The sequence below is a fragment of the Bradyrhizobium sp. 157 genome (assembly GCF_023073815.1).
Taxonomy (GTDB): Bacteria; Pseudomonadota; Alphaproteobacteria; order Rhizobiales; family Xanthobacteraceae; genus Bradyrhizobium.
In genome coordinates this window covers 24,188-41,047 of record NZ_JADPKF010000038.1, presented here as the reverse complement: position 1 = coordinate 41,047, position 16,860 = coordinate 24,188, and the positions used below count along the sequence as shown (strand labels likewise).

Genomic DNA, 16,860 nt, shown 5'->3' with positions numbered 1-16,860 from the left:
TAATATTGCAACCACACAAAGCCGTGATCGGTCTGAAACCCGATCGGAGACTGAAATGGTGAAACGAACGAGCTTTGAGCACGACGATTGCCCGATCGCACGCTCGTTGGATGCGATCGGCGACTGGTGGTCGATGCTGATCATTCGCGAGGCGCTGTTTGGCATCAGCCGCTTCAACGAATTCCAGAAGAGACTGGGGCTCGCCAAGAACATCCTCACGGTGCGGCTGCGCGCACTGGTCGATCAGGGCATCCTGAAGACCGCGCCCGCTTCCGACGGCAGCGCCTATCAAGAATATCTGCTGACGCCGAAAGGCCGCGGCGTTTTTCCTATCCTTGTCGCCCTGCGGCAATGGAGCGAGGAATTCGACGAGCACCCGGAAGAGATCGCGACTATCCTGGTCGACAAGGAAAAGGGTAGGCCGGTTCGCAAGCTCGAACTCTACTCGCAAGACGGGCGGTTATTGGGTGCCGGGGATACCGCGCTGAAGCCGCGGGCGGCGGTGAAGCAAAACCGGCGGGCTACGGCGTAGCCGACTTCTTCTCCCTCTCCCTACGAAGAGCGGGGAAGAGTGCTCGGTGAGCTGCCGTCGGATCGAACTCTCATGACAATTTGCGTTTGCTGCGGGTGCGCAGCCGCTCTTCCGCCTCGAGTTGCGCCATGCCCAGCAGATGGCTGAGCACCTCGAGCCGATGGCGCTCCGCGAGCTTGACCAACTCGGCAACGGTCTCCGCAATGAAGGCCACAGCCTCGTCGGGGCCGCCTTCCTCACCTCGTTCTGGTTCTTCGGTTGGCGATTCCGGTTTCTTGCCGGAAGCCTTCCGCTTCCGGCCGCCCGAAGCTTTACTCAAATAAATTGCATCCCAATGACACAAAGTATTGCCCAGAAATAACCGCTTTATTGGCGCAACTCTAGGGCGCATTTCGCAACTCCTCAGATATAAGTCGGCATCAAAAGGTTCCCTGGCGGCATTTGCCGATTTGACAGGGGCCGCCTCACCACCCATGTTCGGGTCCAATCGGTGGGCCGCGAGTCTCGCGGAACCCGCCTTTATCTTTTCCCGTAAGCCATTGGAATGACATGAATATCGTCATCGTGGAGTCGCCGGCGAAAGCCAAGACGATCAATAAGTATTTGGGCGCCTCCTACGAGGTTCTGGCCTCGTTCGGCCATGTCCGCGACCTCCCCGCCAAGAACGGTTCCGTCGACCCGGACGCCAATTTTCAGATGATCTGGGAGGTCGATCCCAAGGCGGCCGGCCGGCTCAACGACATCGCCAAGGCCCTGAAAGGCGCCAGCCGACTGATTCTCGCAACCGACCCTGATCGCGAGGGCGAAGCGATCTCCTGGCACGTGCTGGAGGTGATGAAGGAGAAACGCGCGCTGAAGGATCAGAAGATCGAGCGCGTGGTGTTCAACGCCATCACCAAGCAGGCGGTGACGGACGCCATGAAGGCGCCGCGCCAGATCGACGGGGCGCTGGTCGACGCCTATATGGCGCGCCGCGCGCTGGACTATCTGGTCGGCTTCACGCTCTCACCCGTGCTGTGGCGCAAGCTGCCGGGCGCGCGCTCGGCCGGCCGCGTACAGTCGGTCGCGCTGCGGCTGGTCTGCGACCGCGAACTCGAAATCGAAAAATTCGTCCCGCGCGAATACTGGTCGCTGGTCGCGACCCTGACCACGCCGCGCGGCGACAGCTTTGAGGCGCGCCTCGTTGGCGCCGACGGCAAGAAGATTCAGCGGCTCGACATCGGCTCCGGTGCCGAAGCCGAAGACCTCAAGAAGGCCATTGAAGCGGCGAACTTCACGGTTTCGACCGTCGAAGCAAAACCCGCGCGCCGCAATCCGCAGGCACCCTTCACCACCTCGACGCTGCAGCAGGAAGCCAGCCGCAAGCTCGGCTTTGCGCCGGCGCACACCATGCGGATCGCGCAGCGGCTCTATGAAGGTATCGACATCGGCGGCGAGACCACCGGCCTCATCACCTATATGCGAACCGACGGCGTGCAGATCGACGGCTCGGCGATCACCCAGGCCCGCAAGGTGATCGGCGAGGATTACGGCAACGCCTACGTCCCCGACGCGCCGCGCCAGTACCAGACCAAGGCCAAGAACGCGCAGGAAGCGCACGAAGCGATCCGCCCGACCGATCTGTCGCGCCGGCCCGCCGAGATGCGCCGCCGCCTCGATCCCGATCAGGCGAAACTCTATGAACTGATCTGGATCCGCACTATTGCGAGCCAGATGGAATCGGCCGAACTCGAACGCACCACCGTGGACATCGCGGCGAAAGCCGGCTCCCGCGTGTTGGAGTTGCGCGCTTCGGGCCAGGTCATCAAGTTCGACGGCTTCCTCGCGCTCTATCAGGAAGGCAAGGACGACGACGGTGACGACGAGGATTCCCGCCGCCTCCCCACCATGAGCGAGGGCGAAGCCCTGAAGCGGCAGGCGCTTGCCGTCACCCAGCACTTCACCGAGCCGCCGCCACGCTTCTCGGAAGCCTCGCTGGTGAAGCGAATGGAAGAGCTCGGCATCGGCCGTCCCTCGACCTACGCCTCGATCCTGCAGGTCCTGAAAGACCGCGGTTACGTCAAGCTGGAGAAAAAGCGGCTGCACGGCGAGGACAAGGGCCGCGTCGTGGTCGCGTTCCTCGAAAACTTCTTCTTGCGCTATGTGGAGTATGACTTCACCGCCGCGCTGGAAGAACAGCTCGACCGCATCTCCAACAACGAGATTTCCTGGCAGCAGGTGCTGCAGGATTTCTGGAAAGACTTCATCGCCGCGGTCAACGACATCAAGGATCTGCGCGTCGCCGAAGTGCTGGATGCGCTCGATGATATGCTGGGTCCGCATATCTACCCCGCCCGCGCCGATGGCGGCGACGTCAGGCAGTGCCCGAGCTGCGGCACCGGCAGGCTCAATTTGAAGGCCGGAAAGTTCGGCGCCTTTGTCGGCTGCTCGAATTATCCGGAATGCCGTTACACGCGGCCCTTGGCCACCGATGGCGAGGCCAGCGCCGACCGCATCCTCGGCCAGGATCCCGACACCGGTCTCGATGTCGTCGTGAAAGCCGGCCGCTTCGGCCCCTACATCCAGCTCGGCGAACAGAAGGATTACGCCGAAGGCGAGAAGCCGAAACGCGCGGGCATTCCGAAGAACATGTCGCCTGGCGATATCGAGCTTGAACTCGCCTTGAAACTGCTGTCGCTGCCGCGCGAGATCGGGAAACACCCCGAGACCGGCGAGCCGATTACTGCCGGTATCGGTCGCTTCGGGCCATTCGTAAAACACGAGAAGACCTATGCGAGCCTGGAAGCCGGCGACGAGGTGTTCGACATTGGCCTCAATCGCGCAGTGACGCTGATTGCCGAGAAGATTGCAAAAGGCCCGAGCGGCCGCCGTTTCGGCGCCGACCCAGGCAAGCCGCTCGGCGAGCATCCGAGCCTTGGCGGCGTCGCTGTCAAGAACGGCCGCTATGGCGCCTATGTCACCGCTGGCGGCGTCAACGCCACGATCCCGAGCGATAAGACGCCGGACACGATCACGCTCCCTGAAGCCATCGCGCTGATCGATGAGCGCGCCGCCAAGGGCGGCGGCAAACCGAAACGCGGCGGCAAGAAGGCCGCGCCGAAGAAGGCCACCGCCAAGACTGCCACCAAGGCTGCCGACGCCGACGCGCCAAAACCTGTCAAGAAAGCAGCAGCGAAGAAAGCCGTAGCAAAGCCGAAATCAGGAGCCGTCAGCAAGGCGCGCGCGCCGGTCGCATCCGCGGCCAAGACATCGGCGGCCAAGCTCGCCGCTCAATCCAAAACGCCCGCGAAGAAAAGCGTGGGCAAGGCGCGAGGATAAGTGAAGAGAAAACACGACCATGGCTTTCCGGCCCGGGACGCCATCGTCACCTTTATTCGTGCGCATCCAGGCAAGATCGGCACGCGGGAAATCGCCCGCGAGTTCGGCCTGAAGAATGCCGACCGCGCCGAACTGAAACGTATCCTGCGCGAGCTCGCCGACGAAGGCGCCATCGCCAAACGCGGCCGGAAGATTCACGAGACGGCTGTCCTGCCCCCGACCGTGATCGCAGACATCACTGGGCGCGACACCGACGGCGAACTGCTCGCCACTCCCACTGAATGGGACACTGAACAGAGCGGGCCCGCGCCGCAGATTCGCATCCACGTTCCACGCCGTCTGCAACCCGGCACGGCAGCAGGTGTCGGCGACCGAGCCCTGTTGCGGATCGAAAAGGCTGATGATGCCGAAGGCGCCCCTTATCGCGGGCGTATCATCAAGATCATCGATCAGGCCCGCACGCGCGTGCTCGGCATCTTCCGCAAACTACCTGGCGGCGGCGGCCTGCTCGTTCCCGTCGACAAGAAGCAGGCCGGGCGCGAATTGAACATCGCGCCATCGGACACCGCGGGCGCCGAGGATGGCGACCTCATCAGCGTCGATCTGGTGCGCTCGCGCGGCTATGGCCTCGCCTCCGGCAAGGTGAAGGAGCGGCTCGGCTCGTTGTCGAGCGAAAAGGCGATCAGCCTGATCGCGATCCACGCCCACGAAATCCCGCAAGCGTTTTCACCATCCGCCTTGCGCGAGGCTGAGGCCGCGCAGCCTGCTGACCTGAAAGGCCGCGAGGATTGGCGCGATTTGCCGTTGGTGACCATCGATCCGCCTGATGCGAAGGACCATGACGACGCGGTGCACGCCGCGCCCGATTCCGATCCGAACAACAAGGGCGGCTATATCGTCCATGTCGCGATTGCCGACGTCGCCTTCTATGTGCGGCCGAGCTCAGCGCTGGACCGCGAAGCGGTGACGCGCGGCAACTCGGTGTATTTTCCGGACCGCGTGGTGCCGATGCTGCCCGAGCGCATCTCCAACGATCTCTGCTCGCTGGTGCCGGGCGAAGCGCGCGGCGCGCTCGCGGTGCGGCTCGTCATTGGCCCCGACGGCCGCAAACGCTCGCACAGCTTTCATCGCGTGCTGATGCGCTCGGCTGCAAAACTGCACTACGCGCAGGCGCAGGCCGCAATTGACGGGCGACCCGACGATATCACCGACCCGCTGCTCGAACCGATCCTGAAGCCGCTCTACGCCGCCTATGCGCTGGTGAAGCTCGCACGCGACGAGCGTGACCCGCTCGATCTCGATCTGCCCGAGCGGAAAATCCTGCTCAAGCCCGACGGAACGGTCGACCGCGTCATCGTGCCGGAGCGTCTCGATGCGCACCGTTTGATCGAGGAGTTCATGATCCTCGCCAACGTCGCCGCAGCCGAAATGCTTGAAAAGAAGGCGTTGCCGCTTATCTATCGGGTGCATGACGAACCGACCTTGGAGAAGGTTCATAATCTCCAGGAATTTCTGAAGACGCTCGACCTGCCGTTTGCGAAGACCGGCGCGTTACGGCCCGCGCTGTTTAATCGGGTGCTGGGCCAGGTCCGCGGCGAGGATTACGAGCTGCTGGTCAACGAGGTCGTGCTGCGCTCGCAGGCGCAGGCGGAATACTCGTCGGAGAATTACGGCCATTTCGGCCTCAACCTGCGCCGCTACGCGCATTTCACCTCGCCGATCAGGCGATACGCTGATTTGATCGTGCATCGCGCGCTGATCCGCGCGCTCGGTCTCGGCGAAGGCGCGTTGCCGGAGAGCGAGACGCTGGAGACACTGAGCGAGATCGCGGCGCAGATTTCGCTGACCGAGCGGCGCGCCATGAAGGCGGAACGCGAAACCGCGGACCGGCTGATCGCGCATTTCCTCGCCGACCGTATCGGCGCAACGTTTCAGGGCCGCATCTCAGGCGTTACCCGCGCCGGCCTGTTTGTAAAACTTTCGGATACCGGCGCCGACGGGCTGATCCCAATCCGCACGCTCGGCACCGAATACTACAATTATGACGAGACGCGTCACGCGCTCGTCGGCTCGCGCAGCGGTGCCATGCACCGGTTGGGTGACGTTGTCGACGTGCGTCTGGTAGAAGCTGCACCGGTGGCCGGCGCGTTGCGGTTCGAGCTCTTGTCGGAAGGCCAGGTGGAAGGCAAGGTCATTCCGCGCGGCAGAAAACGCGAGGGCTCGAAGGCATCGGCAAAGCCGACGAAATCGCATCCGTGCCGCAGCCCGCGCGACAAGGTTCGCAAGCCCCACAAGGGCAAGTCGGGCAAAGCCAAGCCCGGCAAATCGAAGAAGGGCAAGTCATGGAAACGGTGAACGCCGCGACGACATGGACCCGGGACACCGCGCAGGCCGAAAAGCGCGATCTCTGGAGTGCGATGAAGCGCGGCTTCCGTTGCCGCTGTCCGCGTTGCGGCGAAGGCAAGATGTTTCGCGCTTTCCTGAAGACTTCCGATAATTGCGCGAAGTGCGGGCTCGATTTTACCCCGCACCGCGCCGACGATCTGCCGGCCTATCTCGTCATCGTCATCGTCGGCCACATCGTAGTACCGGCGGCGCTGTGGATCGAAACCAACTATTCGCCCGCGGTATGGCTGCAACTGGCGATGTATCTGCCGCTGACTTTTGTTTCATCGCTCGCGCTGCTGCAGCCGATCAAGGGTGCGGTGGTCGGCATCCAATGGGCGCTGCGCATGCACGGCTTCGACGAAAATGCCCCTAGCGACATTCCGCCGGTCTAGCTAAACCGGGAGCAACAAGAGCACTAAAATGGGGATGGAATGAACGACGCCGCGACCGCCGTAAGAGAAGAAAAAGAAGCCGATCATCATCCCTATTTCCGGCCCAAGGATGCAGCGACGCTGATCCTGATCGATCGCTCCGGCGACAAGCCGAAGGTTCTGGTTGGCAAGCGCCACGACAAGGTGGTGTTCATGCCGGGCAAATATGTTTTTCCCGGCGGCCGCGTCGATAAGTCGGACAACCGCATCCCCGTCGCCGCTCCGATTTCTCCAGAGCTCGAGGCCAATCTGCTCAAAGGCAGTCCGAAGATCGCGCCTTCGCGGGCGCGCGCGCTGGCGGTCGCCGCAATCCGCGAAGCCTGCGAGGAAACCGGCCTCTGCCTCGGATGCAAAGTCGACAAACCCGTCAAGCTCGACGGCGCCTGGAAGCCGTTTGCGGAAGCTGGCCTCTTGCCCGATCCGTCCGGCCTGTTCCTGATCGCACGCGCGATCACCCCGCCCGGCCGCGTCCGCCGTTTTGATACGCGTTTCTTCACCGCCGACGCGTCAGCCATCGCCCACCGCGTCGAAGGCGTGATCCACGCCGACGCCGAACTGGTCGAGTTGGTGTGGGTCGAGATCGGCTCGCAACCGCTGGCCGACGCCCATGCCATGACCAAGAACGTGCTCGCCGAACTCGACCGTCGGCTCGCCACCGGCCCCTTGCGCCACGACGCGCCGGTGCCGTTCTTTCATTTCTACGGCGGCAAAATGCAGAAGGATGTGTTGGGGGCGTAGGGTCTCCCCGCTCTCTCCCCGTCATTGCGAGGAGCGTTAGCGACGAAGCAATCCATATCAGTGCTTGCGGCGCCATGGATTGCTTCGCTTGCGCTCGCAATGACGGTATTGGCGTCACAGCAAATATCCTCCTCCAATCCCTTTAATTGCAAAATTCTTCTCAGGCCGCCCTGTTGGCGCTCGCCTAATCGCCTCCCTATCTCTTTCCCAACAACAACAGCTACGGAAACGGGGCAATGGCACAACGGCAACTCAAGCTCGGCGCATTCATGCGGCCGGTCTCCATCCATACCGGCGCGTGGCGCTATCCCGGCGCCTGGCCTGATGCCAATTTCAATTTTCCGCGCATCAAGCAACTGATCCAGAAGCTGGAGGCCGGCAAGTTCGACGCCTTCTTCATGGCCGATCATCTGGCCGTGCTGAACATGCCAATCAATGCGCTCAAGCGCAGTCATACCGTCACTTCGTTCGAGCCGTTCACGCTGTTATCGGCGCTATCAGCCGTGACAGAGCATATCGGCCTGATCGCGACGGGATCGACGACCTTTGACGAGCCCTACCATGTGGCCCGGCGCTTCGCCTCGCTCGATCACATCTCAGGCGGACGCGCCGGGTGGAATATCGTCACCACCTCCAATCCGGACGCAGCGCTCAATTTCGGGCTCGACGATCACATGGAGCACGCCGAGCGCTACAAGCGGGCGCGCGAGTTTTATGACGTGGTGACGGGTCTGTGGGATTCCTTTACCGACGACGCCTTCGTGCGCGACGTCGAACAAGGCCTCTATTTCGATCCCGCCAAAATGCATGTGCTCAATCACAAGGGCAAATATCTCTCCGTGCGCGGGCCGCTCAACATTGCCCGCCCCGTGCAGGGCTGGCCGCTGATCGTGCAGGCCGGCGCGTCCGAGGACGGCAAGCAGCTCGCGGCGGAAACGGCAGAAGCCGTGTTCACCGGCGGCGGCAGCCTCGCCGATGGACAAAAGCTTTACGCCGACATCAAAGGCCGCATGGAGAAGATCGGCCGTAACCCCGAGCACCTGAAAATCCTGCCCGGCGCCTTTGTTGTCGTCGGCGACGGTGTCGAGGAAGCCAAGGAGAAAAGGGCCAAGCTCGACAGCATGGTGCATTACGACAGCGCCATCGCCTCACTCTCGGTGCAGCTCGGCACCGACGCCTCCGGCTTTGATCCCGATGGCCCGTTGCCGGAAATCCCCGAGACCAACGCCAGCAAGAGCGGCCGTCAGCGCCTGATCGATCTCGCCGCGCGCGACAAGCTCACCGTGCGCCAGCTCGCCCAGCGCGTCGGCGGCTATGGCGGACTGTCCTTTGTCGGCACGCCGCAAACCATCGCCGACCAGATGGAGGAATGGCTGATGAGCCGCGGCAGCGATGGTTTTAACATCATGTTCCCGTTCCTCCCGACAGGCCTGGACGACTTCGTCGATAAGGTGGTGCCGGAACTGCAGAGGCGCGGGATTTTCCGGAACGAGTATGAGGGCAAGACGCTGCGGGAGAATTTGGGGCTGCCGAGACCGAAAAACCGGTTCTTTGAGGGTTAAGACCCCCGATTCAGGTCAGTTTTTGCCCCGAAAACCTTGACTTTGGACGGATCGAAGCTAGGTTGCGCGGCAAATGCAGGCCGGTTTGGCCGGCGCCTGACACCCCCATTTTGAGGTTCTGAACATGGCCAAAGCGGTCACCATCAAGGTCAAGCTCGTTTCCTCGGCGGATACCGGCTTCTATTACGTCGCCAAGAAGAATTCGCGCACCATGACCGACAAGCTGGTCAAGAAGAAGTACGACCCGGTCGCGCGCAAGCACGTCGAATTCCGCGAAGCGAAGATCAAGTAAGCGAGCCAATCGCTGACGGTTTTAACGGGGCCCTGCGGCCCCGTTTTTGATTCCTGGCTATCGGTGTCCCGGACGCGGCGCAGCGTTCTTCACGCTGCTCCGCAGAGCCGGGACCCACGGTGGCCGCGGATGGACCCCGGATCAGCAGCGCACCACGCCGCTAAAAGCGGCGCGCTGCGCAGCATCCGGGGAACGAGACTACGCCGCTTGCATCTGCGGCGGCCCACTCGGCCGGATCAACGCGAAGGCAACCTGGACGATGCCGCCGGCTAACCCAAGCGCGACGCCGATCCGCCAGGCCATGGTGTAGGAGCCGAGCGCGTCGTAGAGCACGCCGCCCCCGAATGCGCCGAGGAAGCTGCCGATTTGGTGGCTCATGAAGGCGAGCCCCTGGATCATCGCCTGCCATTTCAGGCCGAACATTTCCGCCACCGCGCCCGCGACCAGCGGGCCGACGCCCATCCACAGAAAGCCCATGATGGCGCCGAACAGCAGCGTGGTTGCCGGCGTCGGCGGCAGCGTGAAATACCAGGCGAGCGCGATCGAGCGAAAGATGTAGATGCCGCCGAGCAGCGCCAGCTTGTTCCAGCGCTGGCCGGCCCAGCCGAAGAAGATGCTGCCGAGCACGTTGAAGCCGCCGATCATGCCGAGCGTCTGCGCACTGAGCATCGGGTCCATGCCGCAGATCGCGAGATAGGACGGCAGGTGCGTGGTGAGAAAGACGAGCTGCATGCCGCAGACGAAATAGGCGCCGGTCATCACCACGAAGGACGCGTTGGAGAATGCTATCTTCGTTGCGGCGGTGGCCGAAGTGTCGCCGATCTCGTCGTCCGACGGCTTGGGCAACGGGATTTTGTCCACTCTGCCCGCATACCAGGCCGCGGGAATCATCAGGAGCGACAGCACCACGAAGCCGACCAGCCCCATTCGCCAGCCGTAACCTTCATTGAGCATCTGCCCGATTGGCGCCGACAATAGCGCGCCGAGGGAGCCGGCGCCCGACACCAGGCCGAGCACCGTCGAGCGTACCGACGTAGGAACGGCGCGGGCTGCAACCGACATCGCAATCGCTGCCGCGGTGCATGCCAGCGACGTGCCGATCAACACGCCGCCGCCGATCATCACGGCGAGAACGCCGTTCGCAGCCGCCATCAAGGCAAGGCCGGCGACATAGAGCAGCGCGCCGACCACCATGATGGCGCGAAAGCCGTAGCGCACTGTCAGCGCCCCGGCGAGCGGCTGCAAAAATCCCCAAGCGAGGTTTTGCACCGCGATCGCCAGCGTGAAGTCGGAAATCGATATTCTGATATCCTGCGTCAGCGGCTGCATGAAAATGCCGAGCGACTGCCGCAGCCCCATGCTCAGCGTCAGCATGATGGATGCGCCGATCAGAATGGGCAACGTCGGACGCAGGATTTGCAGCAGCGCCATTGTTTTTATTCTCCCGAAGGGGCGCGATTCGAACGCCGCGTCCTGCAATCGACATCTGAAATGGGTACACAGACCTGTGTAACTGAGCTATAAGGCGCGCTGCTGTCAAGCAAACAGGCCCCTCGCAATCGCATGGCTCCCCTGCCCGCCAAACCGGCGATGAAGGAACGGATTCTGGAAACCGCAGATAGGCTGTTCTATCTGCAGGGGATTCGCGCAGTCGGCGTCGACACCATCGCCGCCGAAATCGGCATCAGCAAGCGCACGCTCTACAATCATTTTCCCTCCAAGGACGCGCTGATCTCGGCCTATCTGGCGCGGCGCTTCGTGGCGCCGCGGCCGTCAGACAAGTCGCCGGTCGAGCAGATTCTCGGCACTTTCGATTCGCTGGAGCGGCGTTTTTCGTCGAAGGATTTTCGCGGCTGCCCGTTCGTCAACGCAGTCGCAGAACTCGGCGAAGACCGGTCGGTCCGAAAGGCTGCGGTCGAGTTCAAGGAAAGCCGCCGCCTCTGGTTTCGCGACCTGCTGGTGCAGCTCGGCGTCGCGGAAGCGGACGCGCTGGCGACGCAGCTCGCTCTGCTCGTCGACGGCTCGATCGCGCAGGATCTCGTCCGCAACGATCCCGCGATGGCGCGCGCGGCAAAGGAAGCGGCAACGGTGCTGCTCAGGAATGCGGGGGTGAAGGTGGGCGGGACCAGTATGGCCGCGAAGAAAAGGACGAAGAAGCCCCGGCACTCGTCAATTGCATAAGGCTGGCAACCCGTCACACCGTCGTCCCTGCGAACGCAGGGGACCCATACGCCGTGGCTTTTCAATGGGCCGATGTGGTAATCACCTTTGCTACAAGCAGCATCGGTGGTTATGGGTCCCTGCGTTCGCAAGGGACGACGCCATAGAAAGCGGCGACAAGTGGGAGTGAAAATGGAAGACCTGAAAGTGACCGCCAAGGGTTACGACTTCAAACCGGCACGCGCGGCCATGCAGCGCTATATCGATAACAACCTGCTGTCAGGCATTTCCTGGGCGGTCATGGTCGGGCGCGACCTCGTCGACGTGAATTGCGTCGGCTGGGCCGACAAGGAAGCGCAGACGCCGCTCCGCACCGATCACATCTTCCGCGTTTTCTCCAACACCAAGCTGATCACCTCCTGCGCCGTGCTCTTGCTGTTCGAGGAAGGTAAACTCAAGCTCGACGACGCAATCGAAAAATTCATTCCGCAGCTCGGAAATCGCAAGGTGCTGCGGCCCGGCGCCACCTCGCTTGACGACACCGAACCGGCGAAGAGCTCGATCACCATTCGTCAGTTGCTCAGCCACAGTTCAGGCCTGAGTTACGGCTTCTTCGATCCGGGCACTGCCATCTACAAGGCGCTCAACGAGCGCGGCGTCCATAATCCCATAACGACGCTGGCTGATATGGTGGAGGTGCTGGCCGACCTGCCGCTGATCTATCAACCTGGCACGTCGTGGGAATATTCGCTTGCCACCGACGTGCTGTCGCGGCTGGTCGAAGTCATCAGCGGCCAGAGTTTTGACAAGTTCATCCGGGCGCGGATTCTCGACCCGCTCGGCATGGTCGACACCGGCTTCGTCGTGCCGGAAAAGGATCAGGGACGGCTCGTCGCCTATTACGCCGGTGAGGACCTGATGGAGCCGATGAAGCCGGGATTGACCCGAACCGACAGCGCGCCGTTCCCCGGCGCTTATCTGCGCCCGATCGCAAGACTGAGCGGCGGCGGCGGTCTGGTCTCAACCCTGCCCGACATGGTCGCGCTGATCCGAAGCCTGCTGCCCGGCGGGCCGACCTTGCTCAAGCCCGAGACGATCGCGTTGATGCTGACCAACCAATTGCCCGAGGGCCAGTGGATCCGCTTTGCCATGATGGGAGAGCAGCCCGGAAAGGCCTATACTCTGGCTGGTGGATTGATCCTGAAGCCCTCGGCGTTCGATCACCCCGACGCTGCAGGTGAACTGTATTGGGGCGGCGTTGCCGGCACCCAATGGTGGATCTCGCCGAAGCGCAACATGGCCGGCGTGATGATGGCGCAGCGCCAGATGGCGTTCGTCCATCCATTCTCGTTCGAGTTCAAGCGGCTGGCCTATGAGGCGGTGAAGCAGAACGCTGAAGGGATGCGCGTGTCGGCGTAACGTCCGCACAAAGGCTGTCGTCACCCGCGAAAGCGGGTGACCCAGTATTCCAGAGACGCTAGTTATTGAACGGAGACGCTGCGGCGTACTGGATACCCCGCCTTCGCGGGGTATGACGACCGAGTAAGGCGGTGCAACTGCGCGATGAAGACTACGCCGCCGCCGATACCACCCGGTTCCGCCCGTCGTGCTTGGCGCGGTAGAGCGCGGTGTCGGCGCGCTTGAGCACGTCGGCGACCGGCTCTCCCTTGCGGTCCAGCGTCGCCAGGCCGATCGAGATCGTGACGTCGATCCGCTTGGCGCCCTTGTTGACGGCAAAGGTTTCGCCGGCGATCGAGCGGCGCAGGCGCTCGGCGACCATACCGGCGACGGTCAGGTCGGTTTCCGGCATCACGATGACGAATTCCTCGCCGCCATAGCGGCAGGCGAGATCGATGCCGCGGATCGATTTGCGGATGCGCACGGCGAACTCGCGCAACACGTCGTCGCCGGCGTCGTGGCCGTAGGTGTCGTTGATGGATTTGAAGAAGTCGATGTCGAGGATCATCAGCGCCAGCGGCTTGCCGCGGCTCGAGGCCTGCTCGGCGAGCGTCGAGAGATGGCTTTCCATGTAGCGGCGGTTGTGCAGGCCGGTCAGCGCGTCGGTGATCGCCATTTCGATCGAGTTCTGCACGTTGTCGCGGAGATGATCGGTATAGCGCCGCTTTCGGATCTGGGTGCGCGCCCGCGCCAGCAACTCGTTCTTGTCGACGGGACGAAGCAGATAATCGTTGACGCCGATCTCGAGCCCGCGCAGCAGCCGCGCGTTATTGTCGGCGTCGGAGATGGCGAGAATGGGCAGCTGGCGAGTGCGCTCCAGCGAGCGCGCCTGGCTGCACAGCCGCAGGCCGTCGTAATTTTCCAGGCTGAGAGAGACGATCAGCAAATCGTAGTTGCCGTCAGCGGCGTGAAACAGCGCTTCCGCTGGATTGACTTCGACGTCGACGGTGTGCTCGGCGGCAAGGATCGGCGCCAGCCGCTCGTACGACGACGGCCGGTCGTCGACCAAAAGGATCCGCCCGCCGACGCCCTTGTCGGCAATCGCGCTGCGCTCGGGCGCTTCCATGCCGATCTCGAGCGAGGTGATGGCGCGCATGCGCAGCTCATCGGTCATCATCTTCAGCCGCGTCAGTGACCGAACGCGCGCGATCAGAACGATGTCGGATACCGGCTTGGTGAGAAAGTCGTCGGCCCCGGATTCCAGCCCGCGGACGCGATCAGACGGGCTGTCAAGCGCGGTGACGATCACGACGGGAATGAAATGGGTGGCGGGGTTGGATTTCAGCCGCCGACAGACCTCGAAACCGTCCATGTCCGGCATCATGACGTCGAGCAGGATGATGTCGCATTCGGAGCGCGAACAGAGGTCGAGCGCCTCGGCGCCGTTGGAAGCGGTCAGCACATCAAAATATTCGGCTGACAGCCGGGCTTCCAGCAGCTTGACGTTTGCCGGAACGTCATCGACGACAAGGATACGCGCAGACATCGAAACTCACCCTACCCGATAAAACGCCGCACGGTTTCAATAAACTTGCCGACGGAAATTGGTTTGGACAGATACGCCTCGCAGCCGCCTTCGCGGATGCGCTCTTCATCGCCCTTCATCGCAAACGCGGTGACGGCAACCACCGGAATGGCGCGCAACTCCGGATCGTCCTTGATCCAGCGCGTCACTTCCAGGCCCGATACCTGCGGAAGCTGGATATCCATCAGGATCAGATCAGGGCGCAGCTTGCGGACGAGATCGAGCGCCTCGAAACCATTGCTGGTGCCGGAGGTTTGATAGCCGTGCGCTTCCAACAGATCGCGAAAGAGCTTCATGTTGAGCTCGTTGTCCTCCACGATCAGGACGGTTTTCGCCATCCCGTCCCTCCCTCACCTTAAGAAAACAAGTCCGGCCTTTCGGCACGTCCTGCACCGCCGCCGCCCCCTGTCGAAAACTGAATTCAAACTAGCGCCAGATTCGCTCTAAGCCGTTAAATCGATGCGCCAACTTTTACGAAGCGGTTTCCAATTGCTTGAACGCACTCCGCAGACTCGGGCATGATGGTTCCAAATTAGAGCCCATAAGTTAACGGAAAGGCAAATGATCTGTTGAAAAAGCCTGTTCACAACCCCCGCGAAGTGGCTGAAATCGTTGCGGTTCAGGCGCTGAGTTTTATTGCCGGCGATCCTGAAAGGCTAGGCTTGTTCCTGGCTGAAAGCGGCATCGGTCCGGAGACGCTGCGCACCGCGGCCGCCGACCCGCAATTTCTGGCCTCCGTGCTCGATTTCGTGCTGCGCGACGACGCAACCGTGAAGGCGTTTGCGAGCGTATCACAACTACACCCGACCAACATTGCCGCCGCCCGTCAGGTGCTTGGCGATCCGCACTGGGAGCGCGACGTGCCGTGAGGCGCCCGCGGCATCACCAGTGCGGCGAATTTGAAGTTCCTACCAGACTCGCAGTAACCTCTTCGTAGGAACTTCAAATTCTAAGAGCCGCACTGGCAAACATCATTTGCTGGTGCTCCTTGTCATTCCGCAGTTCGCATAAGGTGGTGCGGCAAATGCGTGCGAACTGCGGAATGGGAGCACCAGACGGTCCGCGCGCGTTCTGCCGGGATTGCCTCAGCGACCTCGATATCAAGGCAAGGCGATGCAATGAATGCGGTTCCCCGCGCCTGGTCCGCCACCATGCCCTGCCCTCGCTGACCCTGGCGCATATCGATTGCGACGCGTTCTATGCCACGGTTGAGAAGCGCGACAATCCGGAACTTGCCGACAAGCCCGTGATCATCGGCGGCGGCAAGCGCGGCGTCGTGTCGGCTGCCTGTTATGTCTCGCGGACTTATGGCGTGCGCTCAGCAATGCCGATGTTTAAAGCGCTGGCGCTCTGCCCCCAGGCAGCCGTGATCCCGCCAAATATGGCCAAATATGTCCGCGTCGGCCGCGAGGTGCGGCACGCCATGCAGACGCTGACGCCGCTGGTGGAACCGCTCTCGATCGACGAGGCGTTTCTCGATCTTTCCGGCACGCAGCGTGTTCACGGCATGATCCCCGCAAAAGTGCTGGCGCGCTTTGCCCGCGAGGTCGAGCGCGACATCGGCATCACGGTTTCGGTCGGCCTGTCCTGCAACAAGTTCTTGGCCAAGATCGCCTCCGATCTCGACAAGCCGCGCGGCTTTGCCGCCCTCGACCAGATCGAAGCGCGCGAGATGCTCGCCGACAAGCCGGTCGGCTTCATCTACGGCGTCGGCCCGGCGACCCAGGAAAAGCTGCTGCAGCGCGGCTTTCGCACCATTGCCGATCTGCAGCGCGCCGACGAGGTCGAGCTGATGAAGCAGTTCGGCGGCGAAGGTCGCCGGCTGTGGCGGCTGGCGCGCGGCATCGACGACCGCAGCGTGGTGCCTGACCGCGGCGCCAAGACGATATCGAGCGAAACCACGTTCGAAAACGACATCCGCGATTTCGCCACGCTCGAACGGCTGTTGTGGCGGCTGTCGGAAAAGGTGTCGTCACGGCTGAAGAACGGCAACCTGGCCGGCTGCACCATCACGCTGAAGCTGAAGACCGCCGATTTCAGGCAGCGCACCCGCTCGCAATCGATTCAGGCGCCGACCCAACTCGCCGCGAAAATCTTTGCGGTGTCGCGCGAAATGCTGGCAAAGGAGATCGACGGCACCGCCTTCCGCCTGATGGGCACCGGCGTCAGCGCCTTGCGCGAGGGATCGCGAGGAGACGACAGCGACATGCTCGACCGCCGCTCGGCCCACGCCGAGCGCGCGATGGATGACTTGCGGAAAAAGTTCGGCAATGCCGCGGTGATCCGGGGCATCGCGTATAATGGGCCCGCGCAGGAAGAAGATGAGGAGGAGGGGTAGATTACTCTCTCCCCGTCATTGCGAGCCACCCGGTCGGCGCAAAGCGCCGCCGGATGACAGGCTCCGCGAAGCAATCCATAGCGCCACAAGGGGAGAGATGGATTGCTTCGTCGCTATC

The 16,860-nt window shown here is 62.5% G+C and carries 15 protein-coding genes; 11 read left to right on the top strand and 4 right to left on the bottom strand.

The window, feature by feature from the left end; translation table 11 throughout:
* Nucleotides 1–55: 55 nt before the first annotated feature.
* Entirely contained in the window at nt 56–532 is a 477-nt protein-coding gene (locus tag IVA95_RS08665; RefSeq protein ID WP_247510138.1) for a helix-turn-helix domain-containing protein, read from the top strand.
* A 70-nt stretch (nt 533–602) separates the two neighbouring features.
* Here the strand turns inward: IVA95_RS08665 and IVA95_RS08660 are convergent, their stop codons facing one another.
* Nucleotides 603–1,007, bottom strand: coding sequence for a hypothetical protein (locus tag IVA95_RS08660; RefSeq protein WP_247510137.1), 405 nt, complete (start codon nt 1,005–1,007; stop codon nt 603–605).
* 74 nt (nt 1,008–1,081) lie between these two features.
* Between IVA95_RS08660 and topA the strand changes: the two genes are divergently transcribed.
* The 6 genes from topA (at nt 1,082) to rpmG (ending at nt 9,261) form a co-directional block, all read left to right on the top strand.
* Nucleotides 1,082–3,850: a type I DNA topoisomerase gene (gene topA / locus IVA95_RS08655; protein WP_247510136.1), complete on the top strand. Its 2,769-nt coding sequence runs from the start codon at nt 1,082–1,084 to the stop codon at nt 3,848–3,850.
* Nucleotides 3,851–6,205, top strand: a complete 2,355-nt coding sequence (rnr, locus tag IVA95_RS08650) for a ribonuclease R (RefSeq protein ID WP_247510135.1) — start codon at nt 3,851–3,853, stop codon at nt 6,203–6,205.
* Complete coding sequence (locus IVA95_RS08645; protein WP_247510134.1) at nt 6,193–6,630, top strand: DUF983 domain-containing protein; 438 nt, start codon at nt 6,193–6,195, stop codon at nt 6,628–6,630. The genes rnr and IVA95_RS08645 overlap by 13 nt, the downstream gene beginning before the upstream one ends.
* A gap of 39 nt (nt 6,631–6,669) precedes the next feature.
* Complete coding sequence (locus tag IVA95_RS08640) at nt 6,670–7,407, top strand: NUDIX hydrolase (protein ID WP_247510133.1); 738 nt, start codon at nt 6,670–6,672, stop codon at nt 7,405–7,407.
* 236 nt (nt 7,408–7,643) lie between these two features.
* On the top strand, nt 7,644–8,969 hold the full coding sequence (locus tag IVA95_RS08635; RefSeq protein ID WP_247510132.1) for an LLM class flavin-dependent oxidoreductase: 1,326 nt from the start codon (nt 7,644–7,646) through the stop codon (nt 8,967–8,969).
* Nucleotides 8,970–9,093: 124 nt separating this feature from the next.
* Complete coding sequence (gene rpmG, locus IVA95_RS08630) at nt 9,094–9,261, top strand: 50S ribosomal protein L33 (protein WP_007603295.1); 168 nt, start codon at nt 9,094–9,096, stop codon at nt 9,259–9,261.
* A 198-nt stretch (nt 9,262–9,459) separates the two neighbouring features.
* Here rpmG and IVA95_RS08625 read toward each other — a convergent pair whose 3' ends face one another.
* Complete coding sequence (locus IVA95_RS08625) at nt 9,460–10,692, bottom strand: MFS transporter (protein WP_247510131.1); 1,233 nt, start codon at nt 10,690–10,692, stop codon at nt 9,460–9,462.
* Nucleotides 10,693–10,824: 132 nt separating this feature from the next.
* On the opposite strand from IVA95_RS08625, the gene IVA95_RS08620 reads away from it, so the two are divergent.
* Both IVA95_RS08620 and IVA95_RS08615 read left to right on the top strand, forming a co-directional pair.
* Entirely contained in the window at nt 10,825–11,442 is a 618-nt protein-coding gene (locus IVA95_RS08620; RefSeq protein ID WP_247510130.1) for a TetR/AcrR family transcriptional regulator, read from the top strand.
* A 171-nt stretch (nt 11,443–11,613) separates the two neighbouring features.
* Nucleotides 11,614–12,840: a serine hydrolase domain-containing protein gene (locus IVA95_RS08615; protein WP_247510129.1), complete on the top strand. Its 1,227-nt coding sequence runs from the start codon at nt 11,614–11,616 to the stop codon at nt 12,838–12,840.
* Between the two features lie 151 nt (nt 12,841–12,991).
* On the opposite strand, the gene IVA95_RS08610 is transcribed toward IVA95_RS08615, so the two are convergent.
* Nucleotides 12,992–14,365: a PleD family two-component system response regulator gene (locus IVA95_RS08610; RefSeq protein WP_247510128.1), complete on the bottom strand. Its 1,374-nt coding sequence runs from the start codon at nt 14,363–14,365 to the stop codon at nt 12,992–12,994.
* Between the two features lie 11 nt (nt 14,366–14,376).
* Entirely contained in the window at nt 14,377–14,742 is a 366-nt protein-coding gene (locus IVA95_RS08605) for a response regulator (protein ID WP_027538546.1), read from the bottom strand.
* A gap of 231 nt (nt 14,743–14,973) precedes the next feature.
* Here IVA95_RS08605 and IVA95_RS08600 point away from each other — a divergent pair, with 231 nt between their 5' ends.
* On the top strand, nt 14,974–15,273 hold the full coding sequence (locus IVA95_RS08600) for a DUF3572 domain-containing protein (RefSeq protein ID WP_247510127.1): 300 nt from the start codon (nt 14,974–14,976) through the stop codon (nt 15,271–15,273).
* 173 nt (nt 15,274–15,446) lie between these two features.
* Nucleotides 15,447–16,742 carry a DNA polymerase IV gene (locus IVA95_RS08595; protein ID WP_213252043.1) on the top strand — a complete coding sequence of 432 codons (1,296 nt, stop codon included), beginning with the start codon at nt 15,447–15,449 and terminating at the stop codon, nt 16,740–16,742.
* The last annotated feature ends 118 nt before the right edge of the window (nt 16,743–16,860 follow it).